The organism is Streptomyces sp. Y2F8-2, from assembly GCF_014905555.1.
Lineage (GTDB): Bacteria > Actinomycetota > Actinomycetes > Streptomycetales > Streptomycetaceae > Streptomyces > Streptomyces cynarae.
The window spans coordinates 542,595-561,617 of record NZ_BNGS01000006.1; the positions used below are offsets into that span (position 1 = coordinate 542,595).

Consider the following 19,023-nt stretch of genomic DNA (forward strand, 5'->3'; position numbering starts at 1 on the left):
GTCCGCGTCCCTACAGGAACGCCAGGTCGATCAGCCCGAACGCCGTGGCCGCGACCAGCGCCGCCGCCGGCATCGTGATGAACCAGCCCAGGACGATGTTCTTCGCCACGCCCCAGCGCACCGCGTTCACCCGCCTGGTCGCGCCCACGCCCATGATCGCCGAGGTGATCACATGCGTCGTGGAGATCGGCGCCTTGAACAGGAACGCCGTCGCGAACATGATCGACGCCCCCGTGGTCTCCGCCGCGAACCCCTGCGGCGGGTCCAGTTCGATGATCTTGCGCCCCAGCGTGCGCATGATGCGCCAGCCGCCCGCGTACGTGCCCAGGGACAGCATCGCCGCGGAGACGAGCTTCACCCACACCGGGATCGGGTCCCCGTAGTTCTCGACGTCCGCGATGACCAGGGCCATCACCACGACGCCCATCGTCTTCTGCGCGTCCTGCAGACCGTGGCCGAGCGCCATGCCCGCGGCCGACACCGTCTGCGCTATCCGGAAACCGCGCTTCGCCTTGTGCGGGTTGGACCGGCGGAAGATCCACATGATGGCCGTCATCACCAGGTAGCCGACGATCAGACCCACCACCGGCGACAGGAACATGGGGGTGATGATCTTGTCCACGACCCCGGACCAGTGCACCGCCGTACCGCCCGCGAGGGCGGCGCCCACCAGTCCGCCGAACAGCGCGTGCGACGAGGACGACGGCAGGCCGTAGTACCAGGTGATCAGGTTCCAGACGATGGCGCCGAGCAGTGCCGCGAAGAGGATCCCCATCCCCTTGCCGCCCTGGGGTGTCTGGATCAGTCCCTCGCTGACCGTCTTCGCCACGCCGCTGCCGAGGAAGGCGCCGGCGAGGTTCATCACCGCCGCCATCGCCAGCGCCGCCCGCGGGGTCAGCGCCCGCGTCGACACAGATGTCGCGATGGCGTTCGCGGAGTCGTGGAAGCCGTTGGTGTACGCGAAGAGGAGTGCGACCAGGATGGTCAGGATGAGTGCGAAGGTGTCCATGGACGCCTCAGGACTCCTTGACCGCGATGGTCTCCACCGTGTTGGCCACGTGCTCGAAAGCGTCCGCGGCCTCCTCCAGCACGTCCACGATCTGCTTGAGTTTCAGGACTTCTATCGCGTCGTACTTGCCGTTGAACAGGTGGGCCAGCAACTTGCGGTGGATCTGGTCCGCCTGGTTCTCCAGCCGGTTGACCTCGATCCAGTACTCCGTGAGGTTCTCCATCGTGCGGAGGTTCGGCATCGCCTCCGCCGTCAGCTCCGCAGCCCGCGCCAGCACCTCGATCTGCTGCTCGACGCCCTTCGGCAGTTCCTCGACGTTGTAGAGGACGACCAGGTCGACGGCCTCCTCCATGAAGTCCATGATGTCGTCGAGGGACGAGGCGAGGGAGTAGATGTCCTCACGGTCGAACGGCGTGATGAACGAGGAGTTCAGCTGGTGGAAGATCGCGTGCGTGGCGTCGTCACCGGCGTGTTCCGCGGCCCGCATACGCTCTGCGATCTCGGCCCGGGCGGAGGCGTCCGCCCCGAGCAGTTCCATCAGGAGTTTCGAGCCGGTGACGATGTTGTCCGCGGATGCGGCGAACATGTCGTAGAAGCTCGTCTCCCTGGGGGTCAGACGAAAGCGCACGTGGGGTCCTCGGGGTGCTTCGGTTTCGGTCAGGCTGATGCTAAGGGCATCTTCCGGCCACGGCTAAGGGGCCGTCCTCCAGTGTCACCCATCGGACAGTGTGGTCCTCACGGGGGCACCGCGGAGGTGGCCGGGCAGTGACCAAGGGCCGTATACCCAGCAAAGTTCGTTATCATATACCCGTGGGGGGTATATCTCCGCAGCGGAGCACGAGGAGGACGCGATGACGACGACCGAGGCCGGCGCGACAGCGCCCTCGGGGGGCACGGACGCCGTGGTGAGCGACCACGACCGCGGCATCCACGGCTACCACAAGCAGAAGGACGAGCACCTCAAGCGCCTGCGCCGCATCGAGGGCCAGATCCGCGGCCTGCAGCGCATGGTCGACGAGGACGTGTACTGCATCGACATACTCACGCAGGTCTCGGCCTCCACCAAGGCCCTGCAGTCCTTCGCGCTCCAGCTGCTGGAGGAGCATCTGCGCCACTGTGTCGCGGACGCCGCACTCAAGGGCGGCGCGGAGATCGACGCGAAGGTGGAGGAGGCGACGAAGGCGATCGGCCGCCTGCTGCGGACCTGACGACGGCGGTTCACTCGCCGGAGGCGTCCCGTTCCTCGGCCACCCTCAGCACCTCGTCGATGCTTTCCAGACTCAGCCGGTCCTCGTGCGCGGCCGAGGCCGCGATGATCAGGTCACCGCACAGTTCGATCTCGGCGAGGGCCACGTGGTCCTGTACTGCCGTACCGCCGACCGGAGCCACGTGCATCACCTCTTTCTGCCGTCACCGACTTCCTGGGGCCGGCTTCCTAGCGTAGGGAGCGGCCCCTGGGCGGCGCATGGCACGGACGGACCATTTCCGGCCCCCTCAACCGCGCCACTTCCGGCCGCTCGCCCGCACCACGACCGGCCCCGCGCCCGCACCTCACTGCTCGGCGATCTTCCCGGCGAAGATGTCCCCGGATGCCGGCAGCCGTACGTCGGCCGGGGCCCCGAAGTCGTACAGCACCGTCGTCGAGGCCACCGCCACCGGCGTCTTCTGCCGCCCGCCCACGAAGCTGAACCGGTGGCGGACCTCACGGATGCGCCCCTCGTCGTCGAGGTAGGCGTCGAACGGGACCTCGGCCGTGGCGAACCCTTTCGCCGCCGCCTGGAGCGCCTTCCTGTTCCCGGCGGACGCGTCGCGCGCCGCGAGCCCGATGTCGGCGACCCCGCGGTAGTGCCGCACCTCGGTCCCGCCGATCCGGGTCCTGCCGACGTACGTCGCCTTCCGCACCCCGCGCAGCAGCTCCGCGGCCGTGTACGGGTCGGTGGCGCCGCCGGTGACCAGGTTGCCGTCGGAGAGCGTGGTCGTGTCGACCCGCACCCACTTGTCGGCGGGCACCCCCGCGCCCCGGTTCTTCATGAAGAGGGCGCCCGGCGCGAGCAGTTCGGTGATGGGGCGGTGCTCGTCGGCGCCCGCGGGGTCCTGAGGGAGCGTCACCGTCAGCCGCCCGAGCCGGCCCCGGTAGTCGTAGACCCCCTCGCCGCGGATGGTGACCCGGGTGCCGCCGGTCGCCATCTCCATCGACGTACGCGTCTTGGAACTGCCCGCGCGCACCAGGGCGGCGGCCGCCTGGTGCAGCGCCTGGACGGCGCCCGGACCGGAGCGCGCGTCCTCGGCGGCGGCCCCGTCGCCCGCACAGCCGGTGAGCGAGGGCGTGCAGACCAGGAGCCCCACCGTCGCGACGACCGCCGCACCCACCCGACCGCGCTGCCGCACCACCATCGCCTGCCTACCCCCAGCCGGTCCGTCCCGGTGCCCTCCTGTCGTTCCGGTTAACGACGGGTAGGAGGACCCGTCACGCGCGCCTTCGGCAATTCACTTGCCCTGGGTAACCTTGTGGGAGTGGAGCAGCAGGACATCGCCACCGGCCCCGAGGAGCACCGCACGACAACGGTCGAACAGGGCCGTTTCTGTGTGGCCCGGTGCAGTTGCGGCTGGCGGGGGCCGGCCCGCAGAGCCCGCAGCCTGGCAAGGTCGGACGCGGAGGGGCACGGGGCCGGATAGAGGGCGTGTCCGAACTCCGGTTACGCCTTCGGACAGACGCGTCCGCACCGCCCTCGCCCTGTAGCGATTCTGTGGCACTTCTTTGCGCAACCCTCCGCGACGAGCCCCCGTCTCGTTCTGCGGAACCCAAGGGAGGCGCACATGCAACGGCGTACGTTCATCGGCGGGGCCACCGCCGCGCTCGCGGCGACGGTCACCACGACCGCGTGCAGCGGCGGTGCTTCGGCCGGCATCGGCACATCCCTGCGGACGGACAGTGCCGGCGCGCAGGGCCCCGCCAACTGGACGGCCCTGGCCAGGGATCTGGACGGCACCCTGGTGCGCCCCGGCGACCGCGCCTGGCCCACCGCCCGGCAGCTGTACAACACCCGCTTCGACGGACTGAAGCCGGCGGCCGTGGCGTACGTGGCGCACACCGACGACATCCGCACCGCACTGGAGTACGCGCGCGTGCACCGCGTCAAGGTCGCCATACGCAACGGCGGGCACTCCTACGCCGGCTGGTCCTCGGGCGACGGACGGCTGATCATCGACGTGGGCAAACTCAACTCGATACGGGCGAGCGGCAGCGAGGCGGTCATCGGCGCGGGTTCCAAGCTGATCGACGTCTACCGCGCCCTCACGGCGAAGGGCGTGACGATACCCGCCGGTTCGTGCCCCACGGTCGGCGTCTCCGGCCTCACCCTCGGCGGCGGACACGGAGTGGTCTCCCGGGCGTACGGACTGACCTGCGACAGCCTCACCCAGGCGACCCTGGTCACGGCGGACGGCAAGCAGGTCGTCGCGAACGCCACCGAGAACAAGGACCTGTTCTGGGCCCTGCGCGGCGCGGGCAACGGCAACTTCGGCGTCGTCACCGAGCTCCGCTTCAGGACCCACCCGGCGCCGCAGGCCGTCTCGGCGTACCTGACCTGGCCGTGGTCCAAGGCCGCCGCCGTGCTCAAGGCCTGGCAGGAGTGGGGCCCCGGCCAGCCCGACGAGATCTGGTCCTCCTGCCACCTCGAGAACGGCGGCACCCCCACCGTCTCCGTCGCGGCCTTCTCGCTCGGCACCTACGGCGAACTCCAGAACGCAGTCGACCGCCTGGCCGCCAAGGTCGGCGCCCCGGCACGGGGCGTCTCGCTCCGGCGGCACTCCTACCGGGGCGCGATGGAGGCGTACGCGGGCTGCTCCTCCTTCCCCACAGCCGCCCAGTGCCACCTGCCGGGCTCGACACCGGGTCGCAGCCCGCAGGGCGCCCTCGGCCGGGAGACGTACGCGGCCCGCTCCGACTTCTTCGACCGTTCGATCCCGGCGGACGGCATACAGACGCTCCTGCGGCAGATCGCACAGGTGCGGGGCGGCGCGGGCAGCGTCGCGTTCATCGCGCTCGGCGGCGCGGTCAACCGGGTGGCGCCGACGGCGACGGCGTTCGTGCACCGCCGGTCGCGGATGCTGGCGCAGTACATCGCGAGCTGGCGGGCCGGCACCTCCGGCGCAACCGCGCAGTCCTGGCTGAATTCCGCGCACACGTCGATGCGCGGCTATGCGTCCGGCGCGGCGTACCAGAACTACACGGACCCGACCCTGTCGAACTGGCGGAAGGCGTACTACGGGGACGCGGCCACGCGCCTCGCCCAGCTGAAGCACCGGTACGACCCGGACGGCTTCTTCACGTTCCCTCAGTCGCTGTGACCGCGCCCGGACATGTGGGACCCTACGCCGCCAGGTCCCTGTCCTGAGGGCAGGACGGCTCGCGCCGCGCCCCGGAGATCGTGGTCTCCGCGGCGCGCCCCCCGCGGGCCCGGATCAGCCGGCCGGCACGCGGTGAGCGTTCGACGGCCTTCATGACCGGGGTGAGCATCGCCGTGGCGAGCGGGGAGAGCAGCAGGGCGACGGCCGTGCCGAGGGCGAAGCCGCCGATGACGTCCGTCGGGTAGTGCACCCCCATGTAGACCCGGCAGAAACCCTCGAGGAGCGCCAGGCCGAGACCGAGCAGCCCGAACTTCCGGTTCGCCACGAAGAGTCCGACGGCCATGGCCATGGTGAGCGTGGCGTGGTCGCTGACGAAGGAGTAGTCGGTCTTCCCGGTGACGAGGACGTCCAGCCCCTGGTGGTCGACGAACGGCCGGGGGCGCTCCACGAAGCCCCGGATCGGCACGTTCACCAGCACGGCGATACCGGCGGCCAGGGGCGCCCAGACGATCGCCGCCACGGAGGACGCCGCGTCCTCGCCGCCCCTGCGCCGCACACTCGTCCAGCACCACAGGGCGAGCAGCACCATGGCGAGCAGCAGACCCCACTCGCCGACGAACCCCATGACCCGGTCGAACCAGTGCGGCGCTTCCTTGGCCAGGCCATTGATGTCGTAGAGCAGATCGACGTCGGGGTTCGACCCTGACTCGGCCAGTCCAGCCATCGTGCGCGGCCCCTTCGTCGTCCGTCCCGTCCGCGGACACGCCGTGCGCGCGCCGCTGCACCACCCCCGTGGTCGTAGATCCGCTCCACGCCGAGCCGGCTGCCGTACGTCAACGCCCTACGGGAGAAGGAACGCACAGTCCTGTTCCCCACGTTCCACATTCCACCGAATGATCACGCAGACGTTATCGAAGAGAGACACGTCTTCGCAGCTCAAGGGGGTGAGCGTGAGGGAAGGTTCCAGCCAGCCCGCAGCCGCCCATGCGCCGTTCACATCCCGATTCACACCGCCGTGGGCAGCGCTTTCGCGCCATCCGCGGTGACACGCGTCGCCCCGAAGTAGTCGGAGTTGTCGATCGGGTCGAAACGGATCACGGCACCGGTTCTGGGCGCATCGATCATGTAGCCGCCGCCGACGTAGATCCCGACGTGGTGGATGGCGCGGGAATTGGTCGGGTCGTGCGAGAAGAACACCAGATCGCCGGGGAGCAGCTCGTTGCGACTGGGGTGCGGTCCGGCGTTGTACTGGTCGTTGGCGACGCGCGGCAGCGTGATGCCGACGCTCGCGTACGCGGCCTTGGTCAGGCCGGAGCAGTCGAAGCGTCCGCCCTCCTCCGGAGTGCCGTCCCCGCCCCACAGATAGGGGGTGCCGAGCTTCTGCTGCGCGTAGTTGATCGCGCCGGCCGCCTGCCTGGAGGGGTCGAGCCGCTGGACGGGCGCGGCGAAGCTCTTCGCCAGGGTGGTGATGGTCCTGACGTAGTTCTGGGTCTCCTTGTACGGCGGCACGCCTCCGTACCGGATGACCGCGTACGCCCCCGCGTTGTACGCGGCGAGCATGTTCTCCGTCGGGTTGCCGGGCTCGTCCTTGACGTAGGAGGCGAGCTTGCAGTCGTAGGAGGCGGCCGACGGGATCGCGTCGCGCGGATCCCACACGTCGGCCTTGCCGTCGCCGTTGCCGTCGATGCCGTGGATGGCCCAGGTGCCGGGGATGAACTGCGCTATGCCCTCGGCCTTCGCGGGGCTCTTGGCGTTCGGGTTGAAGCCGCTCTCCTGGTAGAGCTGGGCGGCCAGCAGCGCGGGGTTGATGGCGCTGCACAGGTTGCCCCACTTCTGCACGATGGCGGAGTACGCGGCGGGGACGGCGTTCTTGGCGAGGGCGACGGATCCCCCGCCGATGCCGTTCGCCAGGTTCCCGGCGACCGTGTAGACCCCGACGACGAGCAGCATCACGAAGCTCAGCGCGGCACCGACGGCTACGGTCGCCCAGATCCACGCCTTACGCACCGTCAACCGCCCCTCGCTGCCCGGGAGTACGCCGAGGGTCAGTGTAGGGGCGGGAGCTGTCCGACGACCCTGAAAAGCCCTGGCCGGACGACGTGGACCGCAGAGGATCGGCCACCGGGCAAGGGGCCGGGGCTTTGACCGCCGGACGCGGCGGCGCCCCTGCCTGTCGGACGCGGCGGTGGTGCTACCCGCCGAGCGCGGTGGTGGTGTTACGCGCTGGATGCGGTGGTGGTGCTACCCGCCGGGTGGCGGCAGTAGTCCTACGCGCAGGGCGCGGCGGTGGCCTCCCTGCCGGGCGCGGCGCTGGTGCTGCGCGCTGGACGCGGCCGTGGTGCCACCCGCCGGAGCGGCGGTGGCGCTACCCGCCGGACGCGGCGATCGTCCTACCCGCCCGACGCGGCCCGGTAGAGGTCCGCGGCCTCACGGCCGAGCGCGACGCTGTAGGACACGTCCGGGGTGGAACCGCCCTGTTCGTGCCCGCCGAGGATGCCCACGACCTCGCCGTAGCCGTTCACCCAGGGGCTGCCGCTCGTGCCGCTGGTGAAGCTCGGGCAGTCGATGCGCTGCTGGGTGCGGCTGTGGACGGTCGGCCTGTTGGTGCAGGTGATCGGGGACTCCTGGGAGTCGGGGTAGCCGGTGACGGTGACGGCGGTGGCGCCGGTCTCGTGCCCGGTGACGAACTTGTTGCCCCCCACGATGCTCTCGACCTCGACGCCGCCGATGGACTCCACGGTGGCGAACGCCACGTCGCTGTCCTCGTCCTGCCCGCCGCTCCAGCGGTCACCGACGAAGGTCCTGGTCACCTTCCACACACCGTAGGGCGCCTTGCCGTCCCGGTAGCCCGGGGCGAACCAGAGGGTGCCGCTGCCCGCGCAGTGCGCGGCGGTCACGATCAGGTTGCCCTGCCTGCTGTGCACGACGGAGGCGGTGCAGAAGTGACCCCCCTCCAGCCCTCCGGACTCGCCGAACAGCGCGCCGATGCGGGAGCTGGCCGAAGTGGCCGGCGCCTGCACGGTCACGCCCAAGGGTCCGGGACCGCCGGCGGCCGCCGCCACGGATGAGGACGTGACAGCCAGCAGCACGACGGTGCCGAAGAACGCGTGCCGGCGGTTGCCAGGGAGGCGTCTGATGCGCTTCATCACCTCTTACTGTGGCCCAGAAAGGTGAGAAAAACTCTTTGAGCACCCTGAAATTCCTCTATGAGGTTTCATTCCCGCAGCTCAGCAGGGGCATTCGGCCCACAGGGACACACAGGGACATCCTCCCTCAGGATCGCTGCGCGCATGTTCGATGAACCCTAGTTCGAAACAAGCCGCTCGCCCCGCCCTGCAGGCGGATGCGCGTAGACCGTCCCGCACAACACCCTCAGCGCCCTCCCTGTGAACCTCGTCAAGCCGACGCCACGCCCCTGCCATCCCCCTGCCATCGACCAGTAAGGCGGGCACCTCGGTTCGGCGGGAGTCAGGAATTCCGGCGCCTCTTGTTTGTCGCGTACTCAACAAGTCAGGGTCGACCCGGGCCGCCGCCTCGTCGCCGGGGACACCGAACCGGCGACGCACCCGCACGCACTTCCCTGTCAATCCGACTCAGGAGAACGCACGTTGCGTACGACACCCCCCAACAGACCGGCCCGGCCCGGCAGGTGGCGCCGCGTGGGCTCGGCCGCCGTCGCCACCGCCGCCCTCGTGTTCGCCGGCCTCGGCACCGCGGCCCACGCGGACGCGGCCGCCTCGGCGACAACCTCGTCCGCGAAATCCTCCTCCGCCGCCTCCGCCTCGTCCAAGGTGACCTGGACCCGCTCCTGCGCCCTGCCCAAGAAGAAGGGCGAGATGGCCTGCAACGCCCTGCGCGTCACCGGCGGCATCACGGCCTTCCAGCGGCAGCAGGCCAAGGAGGACGGCATCACGCCCCAGGCCGTCTCCCCGAAGGCCGCCTCCGACTCCCCCACCGGCTACGGCCCCGGCGACCTCCAGTCGGCCTACGGCCTGACCGACGCCGCCGCCGGCAACGGCTCCGGCGAGACCATCGCGATCGTCGACGCGTACGACGACCCGAACGCCGAGTCCGACCTCGCCCAGTACCGCTCCTACTACGGCCTCCCGGACTGCACCTCCGACAACGGCTGCTTCACCAAGGTCGGCCAGACCGGCTCCACCACCTCCCTCCCCTCCGCCGACAGCGGCTGGGCCGGTGAGATATCCCTCGACCTCGACATGGCCTCCGCCGTCTGCCCGAACTGCAACATCCTGCTCGTCGAGGCCAAGTCCGCCTCGATGAGCAACCTGGGCACCGCCGTCAACGAGGCCGTCAAGCTCGGCGCCAAGTTCGTCTCCAACAGCTACGGAGGCTCCGAGTCCTCCTCCGACTCGACGTACGACTCCTCGTACTTCAAGCACCCGGGCGTCGCGATCACCGTGAGCGCGGGCGACGAGGGGTACGGCGCCGAGTACCCGGCCGCCTCCAAGTACGTCACCGCTGTCGGCGGCACCCGGCTCTCCACCGCCTCCAACAGCCGCGGCTGGAGCGAGAGCGTGTGGAACACGAGCAGCACCGAGGGCACCGGCTCGGGCTGCTCCGCGTACGACGCCAAGCCGTCCTGGCAGACCGACTCCGGCTGCTCCAAGCGCATGGTCGCCGACGTCTCGGCCGTCGCCGACCCCGCCACCGGCGTCTCGGTCTACGACACCTACGGCGACGGCACCGGCTGGGTGACCTACGGCGGCACCAGCGCCTCGGCGCCCATCATCGCCGGGGTCTACGCCCTGGCCGGCACCCCGGGCAGCACCGACTACCCGGCCGCTTACCCGTACGCCGCGGCCGGCACGTCCGCCCTCAACGACGTGACCAGCGGCAGCAACGGCTCCTGCGCCACCAGCTACTTCTGCACGGCCCGGTCCGGCTACGACGGCCCGACCGGCTGGGGCACCCCGGAGGGGATCGACGCCTTCACCCGCTGATCCCCTTCCCCCGCACATGACGGACGCCGTCAGCGAGTAAGTGGGGACTTACCGACGGCACCCTCCGGGAGACGGGCCGCGGCAACCGGCCGCGGCCCGTCGCCGTGCGTGCTCCCCGTACATCCCGTGCTTCGGTGCACATCCGTGCGATCTGACATGCCACCACCCGACGCGTGCGCGCCCCCCGTTCAGGGATAGCCTTCCGCTCGTACGGGTGACGCCCGTACGCCACGGGCCGGCCGGTCGGCTGCCGCCAGGGGGCCAACCGGGTCTCAGGGCGCAGAAGAAGTTAACGACGGAACCACACACCAGGTTCCGCTGCGACTTGATTGCCCGGCGTGACCTGCCGTGATACACACAGTGACCATACGCCCCTTCACCCACCGGTCCACGCCCCTCGCGAGGGTCCCACGCGGGCCGGACGCAAGGGACACGTACGAAACCCGCCAATCAATGACGCCAAGTCGACATACGACAGCGGCATTGTCGGCGAGAATGACCCTGACCCCTGCGACGGTGGCAGGGGGTACGGAACAACCCAACAGGGGCGGTGACTTACATGCATCTCGCGGCCGCAAAAGGCGACATCAACACGATCATCGGCGGTATCGCCCCAGACTGGGGACCGTTCGGCAGCCTGGGCAACGAGGCTCGCGTGATGGTCGAGGTGGTGATGGCCGTCGCCATCCTGCTCTGCCTGGCGATCGCGATCTGGGGCGCGGCCAAACAGCGCATCGGCGCGACGGCCCTGCGCGACACGTTCAGCGCCGAGCAGGGCAAGGGCCTCATCATCGCGGGTCTGACCGGGGTCTTCATCATCGGCTCCCTGGGCACGCTGTTCACGATCGTGTACGGCATGGCCGTCTAGGCCCGGCCCGGACCGCCGGGCCCACCTGGCGCACCGTCAGTCCCCTGCCGGGTGCGCCCGGTAGCCCCTCCGACCCATTCGTCCGTCGTCGCGCCCACCGGCTGAGGTTGCGTTTCCCTGATGTCGAGTCACCACACCGCGTCCGCGCGGCAACCAGCACGGCTACCGTCGTACTACGCGGTTCGAAGCGGCCAACAGCTGAAGGGGGCGTGCGCGACGTGAGTCTCGGTGACGGTGCCCCCGGCGGGGGCGACACGGAGTACGGCGGAGTCGGGCAGACCCGCACCCGGCTGCCGGGCGGCCGGAGCGGTGACGTGTACGGGGGCGCCCGGCGGGGCCGGTCCTCGTCCCGGAGCCTGGTCACAGTGGTCGGCGTGGTCGTCCTCCTGATCGCAGCGATCGCCTTCGCGAACCGCGGGGACGGGGGTTCGACATCGGCGGACGGCAACGAGACCAAAGCGGGCTCGGCCCCTACGGCGGCTTCGGGGGCACGACCGGTGCGGTCGAGGACCGGGGGGATTCCTTCGGGCTTCGCGCATGATCAGCAGGGGGCGGAGTCGGCTGCGGCCAACTATGCGGTGGCGCTGGGCTCGGCCGACATGTTCAACAAGACCGGACGGGACGCCATCCTCAGAGCAGTCATCGCCCCGTCGAAGGTGACCGACTTCCAGGGCAGGCTGGACAAGGCGTACACCGCCGCGTTCAACAAGACGATCGGGCTCAACGAGGACGGCTCCGCACCTCAGGGCTATACGTTCGTCTCGCGCACGACCCCGATCGGCACGAAGCTCACGGCGTTCTCGACCGAGAAGGCGACCGTCGACGTGTGGTGCAGCGGCCTACTCGGTCTCGCGGGTCAGAACTCCACGAATCCGGTCACCAGCAGTTGGTTCACCCTCACCCTGCAGCTCGAGTGGAACGGCGGCGACTGGAAGATCCTGACCGACTCCCAGAAGGACGGTCCCGTGCCCGTCCCGGGGGATGAGCGGGCATCCACCGCCAACGACATGGCCAAAGCCGTAGAGGAGTACGGAGGGTTCACATATGCCCGCTAATCACCGCGTACTCAAGCTGACGGCCACGGTCGCCGCAGCCCAGACGGCAGCGTTGATGCTCGCCACGCGTGCCTTCGCCGCGCCCTCGCCCTCGCCCTCGCCCTCGCCCAGTAACAACGCCTGCGACCTCATCCGCGGCTCCGCCAGGGAACTCTGCGAGAAGGAGAACTCCGGCGGCTCCGGTGGCGGTCGCTCCCTCGTGCCCGACGACAACCCCCTCGACCCCCTCTCCTCCCTCGCTCAGGGCTGCGCCAAAGCCGCCTCCTGGACCATCGACAAGCTCAGTGAGGCCGTGAAGGAGACCGCGAGCGTCGACTTCACGAATCAGAAGTTCCTCCAGCAGTACGCCATCGTCTTCGCCGCCTCCGCCATCCTCACCCTCGTCCTGTGGCTGCTGGCCGTGGCCAAGCGGGCCGTGCGCGGTGTTCCCCTCGGCACCGCCATCAGCGAAGCCGTCGGCTTCCTCTGGCTCACGGTGCTGGCCTCCGCCTTCACCCCGCTGATCCTGTACACCGTCGTCTCGGCGACCGACGCCGTCAGTGACGTCCTGGCCAAGGCCACCGGCGACCAGACGACCACGTTTTTCGGCACCTTCTCCGGCGCGCTCAGCAAGGGCACCGACATCGGCGGCGGCCCGATCATGCTGATCATCGTCTCGCTGGTGTCGATCCTCGCCGCCGGCGTCCTCTACCTCGAGCTGTTCCTGCGGGCCGTCCTCCTCTACGTCGGCGCCCTGCTCGGCGTCGTCGTCTACTCAGGGCTCGTCGACAAGAACCTCTGGGGCCACGTCCGCCGCTGGGCGGGCATCATGATCGCGGTCATCCTGGTCAAGCCGGTCATCGTCATCGTGCTCGGCCTCGCCGGCGCCCTCGCCGGCGAGAGCGGCCCGGACTCGCTCGCCGCCGTGGTCTCCGGCCTCGCCATCATCCTGCTCGCCATCTTCTCGAGCGCCATGATCTACCGGTTCGTGCCCGGCTTCGGCGACGAGATCGTCAACTCCCGCAACAACCGCATCATGCAGGGCGCCGAGCGCAAGGCCGCCGCCGTCATCAGCTCCCCGGCGACCCTCGTCGCCCAGGGCATCAAGACCCACAGCACCCGCGCCGACAGCAACGGCGGCGCGGCCGCGGGTGCCACCCAGCCGCCCCGCCCCGCCAACCCGGCCTCCGGCGGTGTGGCGGCGCACAGCACCCGTACCCCGGGCGGCGGCGGATCCGTCCCCTCCGCGCCCCCGCCACGGACCAGCCCGGCCCAGTCACCGCACGCCGGCAGCACCCGCAACAGCAGTACCAACCGCACAGGAGGTGAAGGGCGTTGACGACCCAGTCCCACTTGTCCCATCCGGTCACGCCCCGCCGTACATATCTGATCGGCCGCGCCCGGCCGAACGCGATCATCGGCCGCAACCGCGAGACCGGTGAGATCGCGCTGATCATCGCGGGCGCGTTCCTCGGCATGATGTGCGGGCTCCTCGTCCCCGTCCTGTCCCTGCGCATCGTGCTGCTGATGGGCTTCCCGCTGCTCGCGCTGGCCGCCGTGTACGTGCCGTACAAGCACCGCACGTTCTACAAGTGGTTCGAGATCAACCGCAGCTACAAGCGCACCCTGCGCCAGGGCGCGACGTACCGGTCCGCGGCCATGGAGGCCGGCACCGGGCTCGACGGGCGCGAGGTCGAGATCGGGCCGCCCCCGGGCATCGGCCGCATCTCCTGGCTCGCCGCCCCCTTCGGACCCGACGAGATCGCCGTCCTCCTGCACGCCGACCGCAGGACGGTCACCGCCGCGATCGAGATCGAGGGCCCCGGCGTCGGCCTGCGCGACAGCGAGGACCAGGAGGCCCTCGTCGACCGCTTCGGCACCCTGCTGAAGCACGTCGCGAACGGCGACGGCTTCGTCACCCGCCTCCAGATGCTGGCCCGCACCCTGCCCGCCGACCCGGACGCGCACGCCAAGGACGTCTCCCAGCGCGGCGACGAACGCTCGCCGACATGGCTGCGGCAGTCCTACGACCAACTGCTGTCCATGGTGTCCACCAGCAGCGAGCAGCACCGCGCCTACCTCGTCGCCTGCATGCACTACACCCGTGAGCTGGCCGCCGAGGCACAGGCCATGGCGCGCGCCGCCAGGCCGCAGGGCGGCAAGAAGGTCGACCGGGACGCCGGGCTCGCGGTGGTGATGGCCCGCGAGCTGACCGACATCTGCTCCCGGCTCCAGGAGGCCGACATCCGTGTCCGGCAGCCGCTGGGGCAGGGACGGCTCGCCTCCCTCATCCACTCCATGTACGACCCGGACCACCCCATCGACCACATCCAGGCGATGACCAAGCGCAACGCCTGGCCCGCCGAGCTCGACGCCACGGAGCCCACCTACCTCCAGGCCAAGACCCGCGAGTCCTCCACCCGCGCGCCCTGGTGCCATGCCACCGCCTGGGTCAAGGAGTGGCCGATGACCCCGGTCGGCGTGAACTTCCTCGCGCCCCTCCTCGTCCACACCCCGGACGTCATCCGCACCGTCGCCGTCACGATGGACCTCGAACCCACCGAGATCGCCATCGAGCGCATGCTCACCGAGAAGACCAACGACGAGGCGGAGGCGAGCCGCGCCGCCAAGATGAACCGCACCGTCGACCCCCGCGACATCGCCGCCCACTCCCGCCTCGACCAGCGCGGCGAGGACCTCGCGAGCGGCGCCGCGGGCGTCAACCTGGTCGGGTACATCACCGTCTCATCCCGTTCCCCGGAAGCCCTGGCCCGCGACAAGCGGACCATCCGTGCCTCGGCAGGCAAGTCGTATCTGAAGCTGGAGTGGTGCGACCGCGAGCACCACCGGGCCTTCGTGAACACGCTCCCCTTCGCCACCGGCATTCGGAGGTAAGGCCCTGATGCGGGATCCGCTGTCCGTCCTGACCGACGCCTTCACGTCCTTCCTCTTCGGCAAGGTCGAGACGACCCGGCTGCCCGTCCGCACCTCCACGGGCCAGGCCCAGGCCGTCTACCTGCCGACGGCCGCACCCGGCCTCGGCGACTCCGGCGTCATCATCGGCCGCGAGGTCTACTCCGGGAAGGGATACATCTACGACCCCTTCCAGCTGTACGGCCAGCAGCTCCCGGCTCCGCACTGGCTCGTCCTCGGCGAGTCCGGCAACGGCAAGTCGGCGCTGGAGAAGACGTACGTCCTGCGCCAGCTCAGGTTCCGCGACCGGCAGGTCGTGGTCCTGGACGCGCAGGGCGAGGACGGCGTCGGCGAGTGGAACCTCATCGCCGAGGAGCTGGGGATAACACCCATCCGGCTCGACCCGATGGCCGCCCTGGACCACGGCATCCGGCTCAACCCGCTCGACCCCGCGATCACCACGACCGGGCAGCTGGCCCTGCTCCGCACGATCATCGAGGTCGCCATGGGCCACGGCCTCGACGAACGGTCCGGCTTCGCCCTGAAGGTCGCGCACGCGTACGTCAACGAGACGATCGTCGAACGCCAGCCCGTGCTCAGCGACATCGTCGAGCAGCTACGGCACCCCGAGCCGGAGTCGGCGGAGGCGATGAACGTCGCCCTGGACGACGTACGGGCCTGGGGCCTGGACGTGGCCCTCGTCCTGGACCGCCTGGTCGACGGCGACCTCCGCGGCATGTTCGACGGCCCCACCACGGTCGGCATCGACCTCGACGCGCCGCTGATCGTGTTCGACCTGTCCCACATCGACCGCAACTCCATCGCCATGCCGATCCTGATGGCGATCGTCGGTGTGTGGCTGGAGCACACCTGGATCCGCCCCGACCGGAAGAAGCGCATCTTCCTGGTCGAGGAGGCCTGGCACATCATCAACAGCCCGTTCGTCGCCCAGCTGTTCCAGCGGCTGCTGAAGTTCGGCCGCCGCCTCGGTCTGTCCTTCGTGGCCGTGGTCCACCACCTGAGCGACGTGGTGGACGGAGCGGCTGCCAAGGAGGCGGCGGCGATCCTGAAAATGGCGTCGACCAGGACCATCTACGCCCAGAAGGCCGACGAGGCACGGGCGACGGGCCGCGTCCTGGGCCTGCCGCGCTGGGCGGTGGAGATCATCCCGACGCTCACCCCCGGTATCGCGGTGTGGGACGTCAACGGCAACGTACAGGTCGTCAAACACCTCGTCACGGAGATGGAACGGCCGCTGGTCTTCACCGACCGCGCGATGACGGAGTCGTCGAGCGACCGCCTGCCGGACGACGCGCTGCGCGCCGCGGAACTCGAGGCGGAGGAACGCGCGGCGGCGTTCGTCGAACAACGACTGAGCGATCTGGACGGCTCGTCCGAGACCACGGTGGCGTAGGCACATGGACGACATGGGGTTCTTGGAGTCCCGATGAGACCAGGCACGGAGCGGCAGGAGCGGCGGCAGGACGGCCAGGGCGGTGTCCCCGACGGGCTGTTGGTGGGCCTGCTCGCCTTCCTGCTCGGCGTGACGCTGATGGTGTGGTCGGCCACGGGCCTCGCGGGCTGGTTCACCCGGGGTGCGTGGCCGCACGGCGTACGGATCAGCAGCACCCCGGTGGCGATGCGCCACCTGATCACCGAACCCCACGACATCACGGGCGCGTGGCCGGACACACCACCGGGCCAGCTCTCCGGATACGGGCTGTTCTGGGGCCTGTTCATAGGGGAACTGATGGTGCTGTTCGTGCTGACGGTCTTCGCGATCGGCACGGTGGCACGGTGGAAGGCCGTACGGGTCCGGAGGAAGGCGGAAGCGGCGGCCGGCGGGCCGCACGGATACGTGACCGTAGGACCGCAGGGGGACATCGCCGTGGGACCGCGGGGAGAGACGGCCTGGAGACCGCAGGGGGCGATGCCCGATCCGGCGGCCGGTTCGCTCACCGCCGCTGCCCCGGACTCGGCCCTCTACCCCGCCGCGGCCCCGGCCGCCGCACCCCTCTCCGAGCACCTCGGTACGCGACCGCCGACGTCGGCCACCGGCCCGGCTCCCTCCACGGCAGGTGTCGAACAGGCCCTGCCCGTAACCCCCGTACTCACGGGCCCCGGCACCCCTGTTCCCGTCTCTGACAGCCGGAGGGCGCCCTCCGTCGTCCTCGGCGGCCCCGACGTCCGTCATCCCGCCGCCGCCCAGGCCGTGCGCGACGCGGAGGGGCCGGCGCTCGTCATCACCTCCAGCCCCGCCCTGTGGTCCGAGACCAAGGACGCCCGCGCCAAACTGGGACCCGTCCTCCTCTACGACCCCTCCCACCTGTGCGACACCCCGGCACGGCTGCACTGGTCGCCGTCCGCCGGCTGCGAGGACAAGGCGACCGCCGCTGCACGCGCTGTGGCGCTGCTCGCCCCCGTCCGCCCCACGGCCCGCATCGACCAGGCGGTGGCCGACGTGGCCGAAACGCTCCTGCGGAGCTATCTGCACGCCGCCGCCATAGAGGGCCGCACCATCCGGCACATCCACCGCTGGGCCCAGGGCACACAGGTGCAGGAGGCCGTACGCGCCCTGCGGACGAACCCCAAGGCGTCGTCCGGCGCGGCAGGCGAACTGGAGGCCGCGCTCACCTCGCACCCCGAACGCAGGGACATGGCACAGGAACTGACTGCCCGCGCACTGTCCTCGCTCTTCACGGTCAATATCCGCGAGGCATGCACACCCAACCGAAATGACAGCCTCGCCTTGGATTCCTTCGTCAACGAAGGGGGAACACTTTATGTGGTCGGTGAATCCATCGAGGACCCTCGCCAGCAGCCCGGCGCCATGCCGCTGTTGACGGCCCTCGCCTCCAGCGTGGTCGAGCGCGGCCGCCGCATGGCCGAACGGTCATCCTCCGGTCGCCTCGACCCACCACTCGCCCTGGTCCTGGACGACGTGGCAGCGGTGGCACCCCTGCCCCAGCTCCCGGATCTCCTGACGACGGGAGCGGACCAGGGCCTGCCGACCCTGGCCCTCCTACGCTCCAGGGAACAGGCCCGCAGCCGCTGGCCGCAGTACGAACTGCCCGTGTAGCCGTCCCCGGCCGACCCCGCCTACGGCCGCTCGATCGCCATCTCCAGTTCCTGCTCCTCGCCACCGACCGCGGACACCGGCACGGTGACCCCGGTCGGCGCAAACCCCGCCTTCCGATAGAACGCCTGAGCGCGACTGTTGTCCTCGTGCACGATCAGCCGCACACGCTCAACGCCTCGGCTCCAGGCCCACTCCAGGGCCTCGTCGAACAGCACCTCGGTCAGCCCGCACCCCCGGTGCTCGGGCCGTACGTACACGCCGACGACATGCCCCTGCGGCCGGTCGACCGGAAACCCCGCCCAGTCCTCGGTGCCGGCCTCCTCCAGCAGCACGGTGACGGTGCCGACCCACTCGCCGTCCGGTCCCTGCGCGACGATCTGGCGGACGCCGGACGCCCCCTCGGCAGCGCCGGCCGCTCGCTCCTGCCAGAAGGAATCGGGCTTGGCCAAGGCATCGTCGTACGTTTCCAGAAAGGCGAGGTGCGCCACCGGGTCCTGAAGCGCGAGGAGCCGCAGTGCCTTCACAGCAGGCCACTCCTCGGCACGTATTCCACGAACGACGTATGTCTCAGCGATCTCGGGACTGCTCATGGAGGCAACCGTACGTCACCCGTCGCCGACCCTGCCGCGGGACGCGAAAAAGCCCCAACTCACCAGGACATACCCGGGAGTTGGGGCTCTTTCTCAAGAATTGTTCGGCGGTGTCCTACTCTCCCACAGGGTCCCCCCTGCAGTACCATCGGCGCTGTAAGGCTTAGCTTCCGGGTTCGGAATGTAACCGGGCGTTTCCCTCACGCTATGACCACC

At 70.1% G+C, this 19,023-nt stretch carries 17 protein-coding genes and 1 rRNA gene; 9 read left to right on the forward strand and 9 right to left on the reverse strand.

The genetic code is table 11. The features are described 5' to 3' along the window. Positions 1-10 precede the first annotated feature (10 nt). Together SY2F82_RS23115 and SY2F82_RS23120 are read right to left on the reverse strand one after the other, a co-directional pair. Positions 11-1,009 (reverse strand): inorganic phosphate transporter, encoded by a 999-nt coding sequence (locus tag SY2F82_RS23115; RefSeq protein WP_200421058.1) that lies wholly within the window; start codon positions 1,007-1,009, stop codon positions 11-13. 7 nt (positions 1,010-1,016) lie between these two features. Continuing rightward, entirely contained in the window at positions 1,017-1,637 is a 621-nt protein-coding gene (locus SY2F82_RS23120) for a DUF47 domain-containing protein (protein ID WP_055490603.1), read from the reverse strand. 223 nt (positions 1,638-1,860) lie between these two features. Here SY2F82_RS23120 and SY2F82_RS23125 point away from each other — a divergent pair, with 223 nt between their 5' ends. Continuing rightward, on the forward strand, positions 1,861-2,217 hold the full coding sequence (locus SY2F82_RS23125) for a metal-sensitive transcriptional regulator (protein ID WP_200421059.1): 357 nt from the start codon (positions 1,861-1,863) through the stop codon (positions 2,215-2,217). Between the two features lie 10 nt (positions 2,218-2,227). On the opposite strand, the gene SY2F82_RS23130 is transcribed toward SY2F82_RS23125, so the two are convergent. Together SY2F82_RS23130 and SY2F82_RS23135 are read right to left on the reverse strand one after the other, a co-directional pair. After that, positions 2,228-2,404, reverse strand: a complete 177-nt coding sequence (locus tag SY2F82_RS23130; protein WP_200421060.1) for a hypothetical protein — start codon at positions 2,402-2,404, stop codon at positions 2,228-2,230. 156 nt (positions 2,405-2,560) lie between these two features. Beyond that, positions 2,561-3,403, reverse strand: a complete 843-nt coding sequence (locus tag SY2F82_RS23135; RefSeq protein ID WP_200421061.1) for a hypothetical protein — start codon at positions 3,401-3,403, stop codon at positions 2,561-2,563. Positions 3,404-3,826: 423 nt separating this feature from the next. Here SY2F82_RS23135 and SY2F82_RS23140 point away from each other — a divergent pair, with 423 nt between their 5' ends. Beyond that, entirely contained in the window at positions 3,827-5,359 is a 1,533-nt protein-coding gene (locus SY2F82_RS23140; protein ID WP_200421062.1) for an FAD-binding oxidoreductase, read from the forward strand. A gap of 22 nt (positions 5,360-5,381) precedes the next feature. Here the strand turns inward: SY2F82_RS23140 and SY2F82_RS23145 are convergent, their stop codons facing one another. The 3 genes from SY2F82_RS23145 to SY2F82_RS23155 form a co-directional block, all read right to left on the reverse strand. Further along, positions 5,382-6,083 carry a phosphatase PAP2 family protein gene (locus SY2F82_RS23145; protein ID WP_200421063.1) on the reverse strand — a complete coding sequence of 234 codons (702 nt, stop codon included), beginning with the start codon at positions 6,081-6,083 and terminating at the stop codon, positions 5,382-5,384. A gap of 281 nt (positions 6,084-6,364) precedes the next feature. Then, positions 6,365-7,372, reverse strand: coding sequence for a bifunctional lytic transglycosylase/C40 family peptidase (locus SY2F82_RS23150; protein ID WP_308437783.1), 1,008 nt, complete (start codon positions 7,370-7,372; stop codon positions 6,365-6,367). Positions 7,373-7,749: 377 nt separating this feature from the next. Then, complete coding sequence (locus SY2F82_RS23155) at positions 7,750-8,505, reverse strand: serine protease (protein ID WP_200421064.1); 756 nt, start codon at positions 8,503-8,505, stop codon at positions 7,750-7,752. A 462-nt stretch (positions 8,506-8,967) separates the two neighbouring features. Between SY2F82_RS23155 and SY2F82_RS23160 the strand changes: the two genes are divergently transcribed. The 7 genes from SY2F82_RS23160 to SY2F82_RS23190 all read left to right on the forward strand — a co-directional run bounded on the left by SY2F82_RS23160 (position 8,968) and on the right by SY2F82_RS23190 (position 18,217). Then, positions 8,968-10,323: a S53 family peptidase gene (locus SY2F82_RS23160; RefSeq protein WP_200421065.1), complete on the forward strand. Its 1,356-nt coding sequence runs from the start codon at positions 8,968-8,970 to the stop codon at positions 10,321-10,323. A gap of 559 nt (positions 10,324-10,882) precedes the next feature. Beyond that, positions 10,883-11,191 carry a hypothetical protein gene (locus tag SY2F82_RS23165; protein ID WP_043441655.1) on the forward strand — a complete coding sequence of 103 codons (309 nt, stop codon included), beginning with the start codon at positions 10,883-10,885 and terminating at the stop codon, positions 11,189-11,191. 218 nt (positions 11,192-11,409) lie between these two features. Then, positions 11,410-12,246, forward strand: coding sequence for a hypothetical protein (locus SY2F82_RS23170; RefSeq protein WP_200421106.1), 837 nt, complete (start codon positions 11,410-11,412; stop codon positions 12,244-12,246). Then, the gene (locus SY2F82_RS23175) at positions 12,236-13,564 is read left to right on the forward strand and encodes a hypothetical protein (protein WP_200421066.1); all 1,329 of its coding nucleotides are present in this window, start codon (positions 12,236-12,238) and stop codon (positions 13,562-13,564) included. The genes SY2F82_RS23170 and SY2F82_RS23175 overlap by 11 nt, the downstream gene beginning before the upstream one ends. After that, positions 13,561-15,120, forward strand: coding sequence for an SCO6880 family protein (locus tag SY2F82_RS23180; RefSeq protein WP_200421067.1), 1,560 nt, complete (start codon positions 13,561-13,563; stop codon positions 15,118-15,120). Before SY2F82_RS23175 ends, SY2F82_RS23180 begins: the two co-directional genes overlap by 4 nt. A 7-nt stretch (positions 15,121-15,127) precedes the next feature. Continuing rightward, on the forward strand, positions 15,128-16,552 hold the full coding sequence (locus SY2F82_RS23185; protein ID WP_200421068.1) for an ATP-binding protein: 1,425 nt from the start codon (positions 15,128-15,130) through the stop codon (positions 16,550-16,552). 33 nt (positions 16,553-16,585) lie between these two features. Then, positions 16,586-18,217 carry a type IV secretory system conjugative DNA transfer family protein gene (locus SY2F82_RS23190; RefSeq protein ID WP_200421069.1) on the forward strand — a complete coding sequence of 544 codons (1,632 nt, stop codon included), beginning with the start codon at positions 16,586-16,588 and terminating at the stop codon, positions 18,215-18,217. Positions 18,218-18,237: 20 nt separating this feature from the next. Here SY2F82_RS23190 and SY2F82_RS23195 read toward each other — a convergent pair whose 3' ends face one another. Together SY2F82_RS23195 and rrf are read right to left on the reverse strand one after the other, a co-directional pair. Continuing rightward, positions 18,238-18,807: a GNAT family N-acetyltransferase gene (locus tag SY2F82_RS23195; protein WP_200421070.1), complete on the reverse strand. Its 570-nt coding sequence runs from the start codon at positions 18,805-18,807 to the stop codon at positions 18,238-18,240. Positions 18,808-18,909: 102 nt separating this feature from the next. Further along, positions 18,910-19,023: ribosomal RNA gene (gene rrf / locus SY2F82_RS23200) — 5S ribosomal RNA — on the reverse strand; the annotation flags it as partial.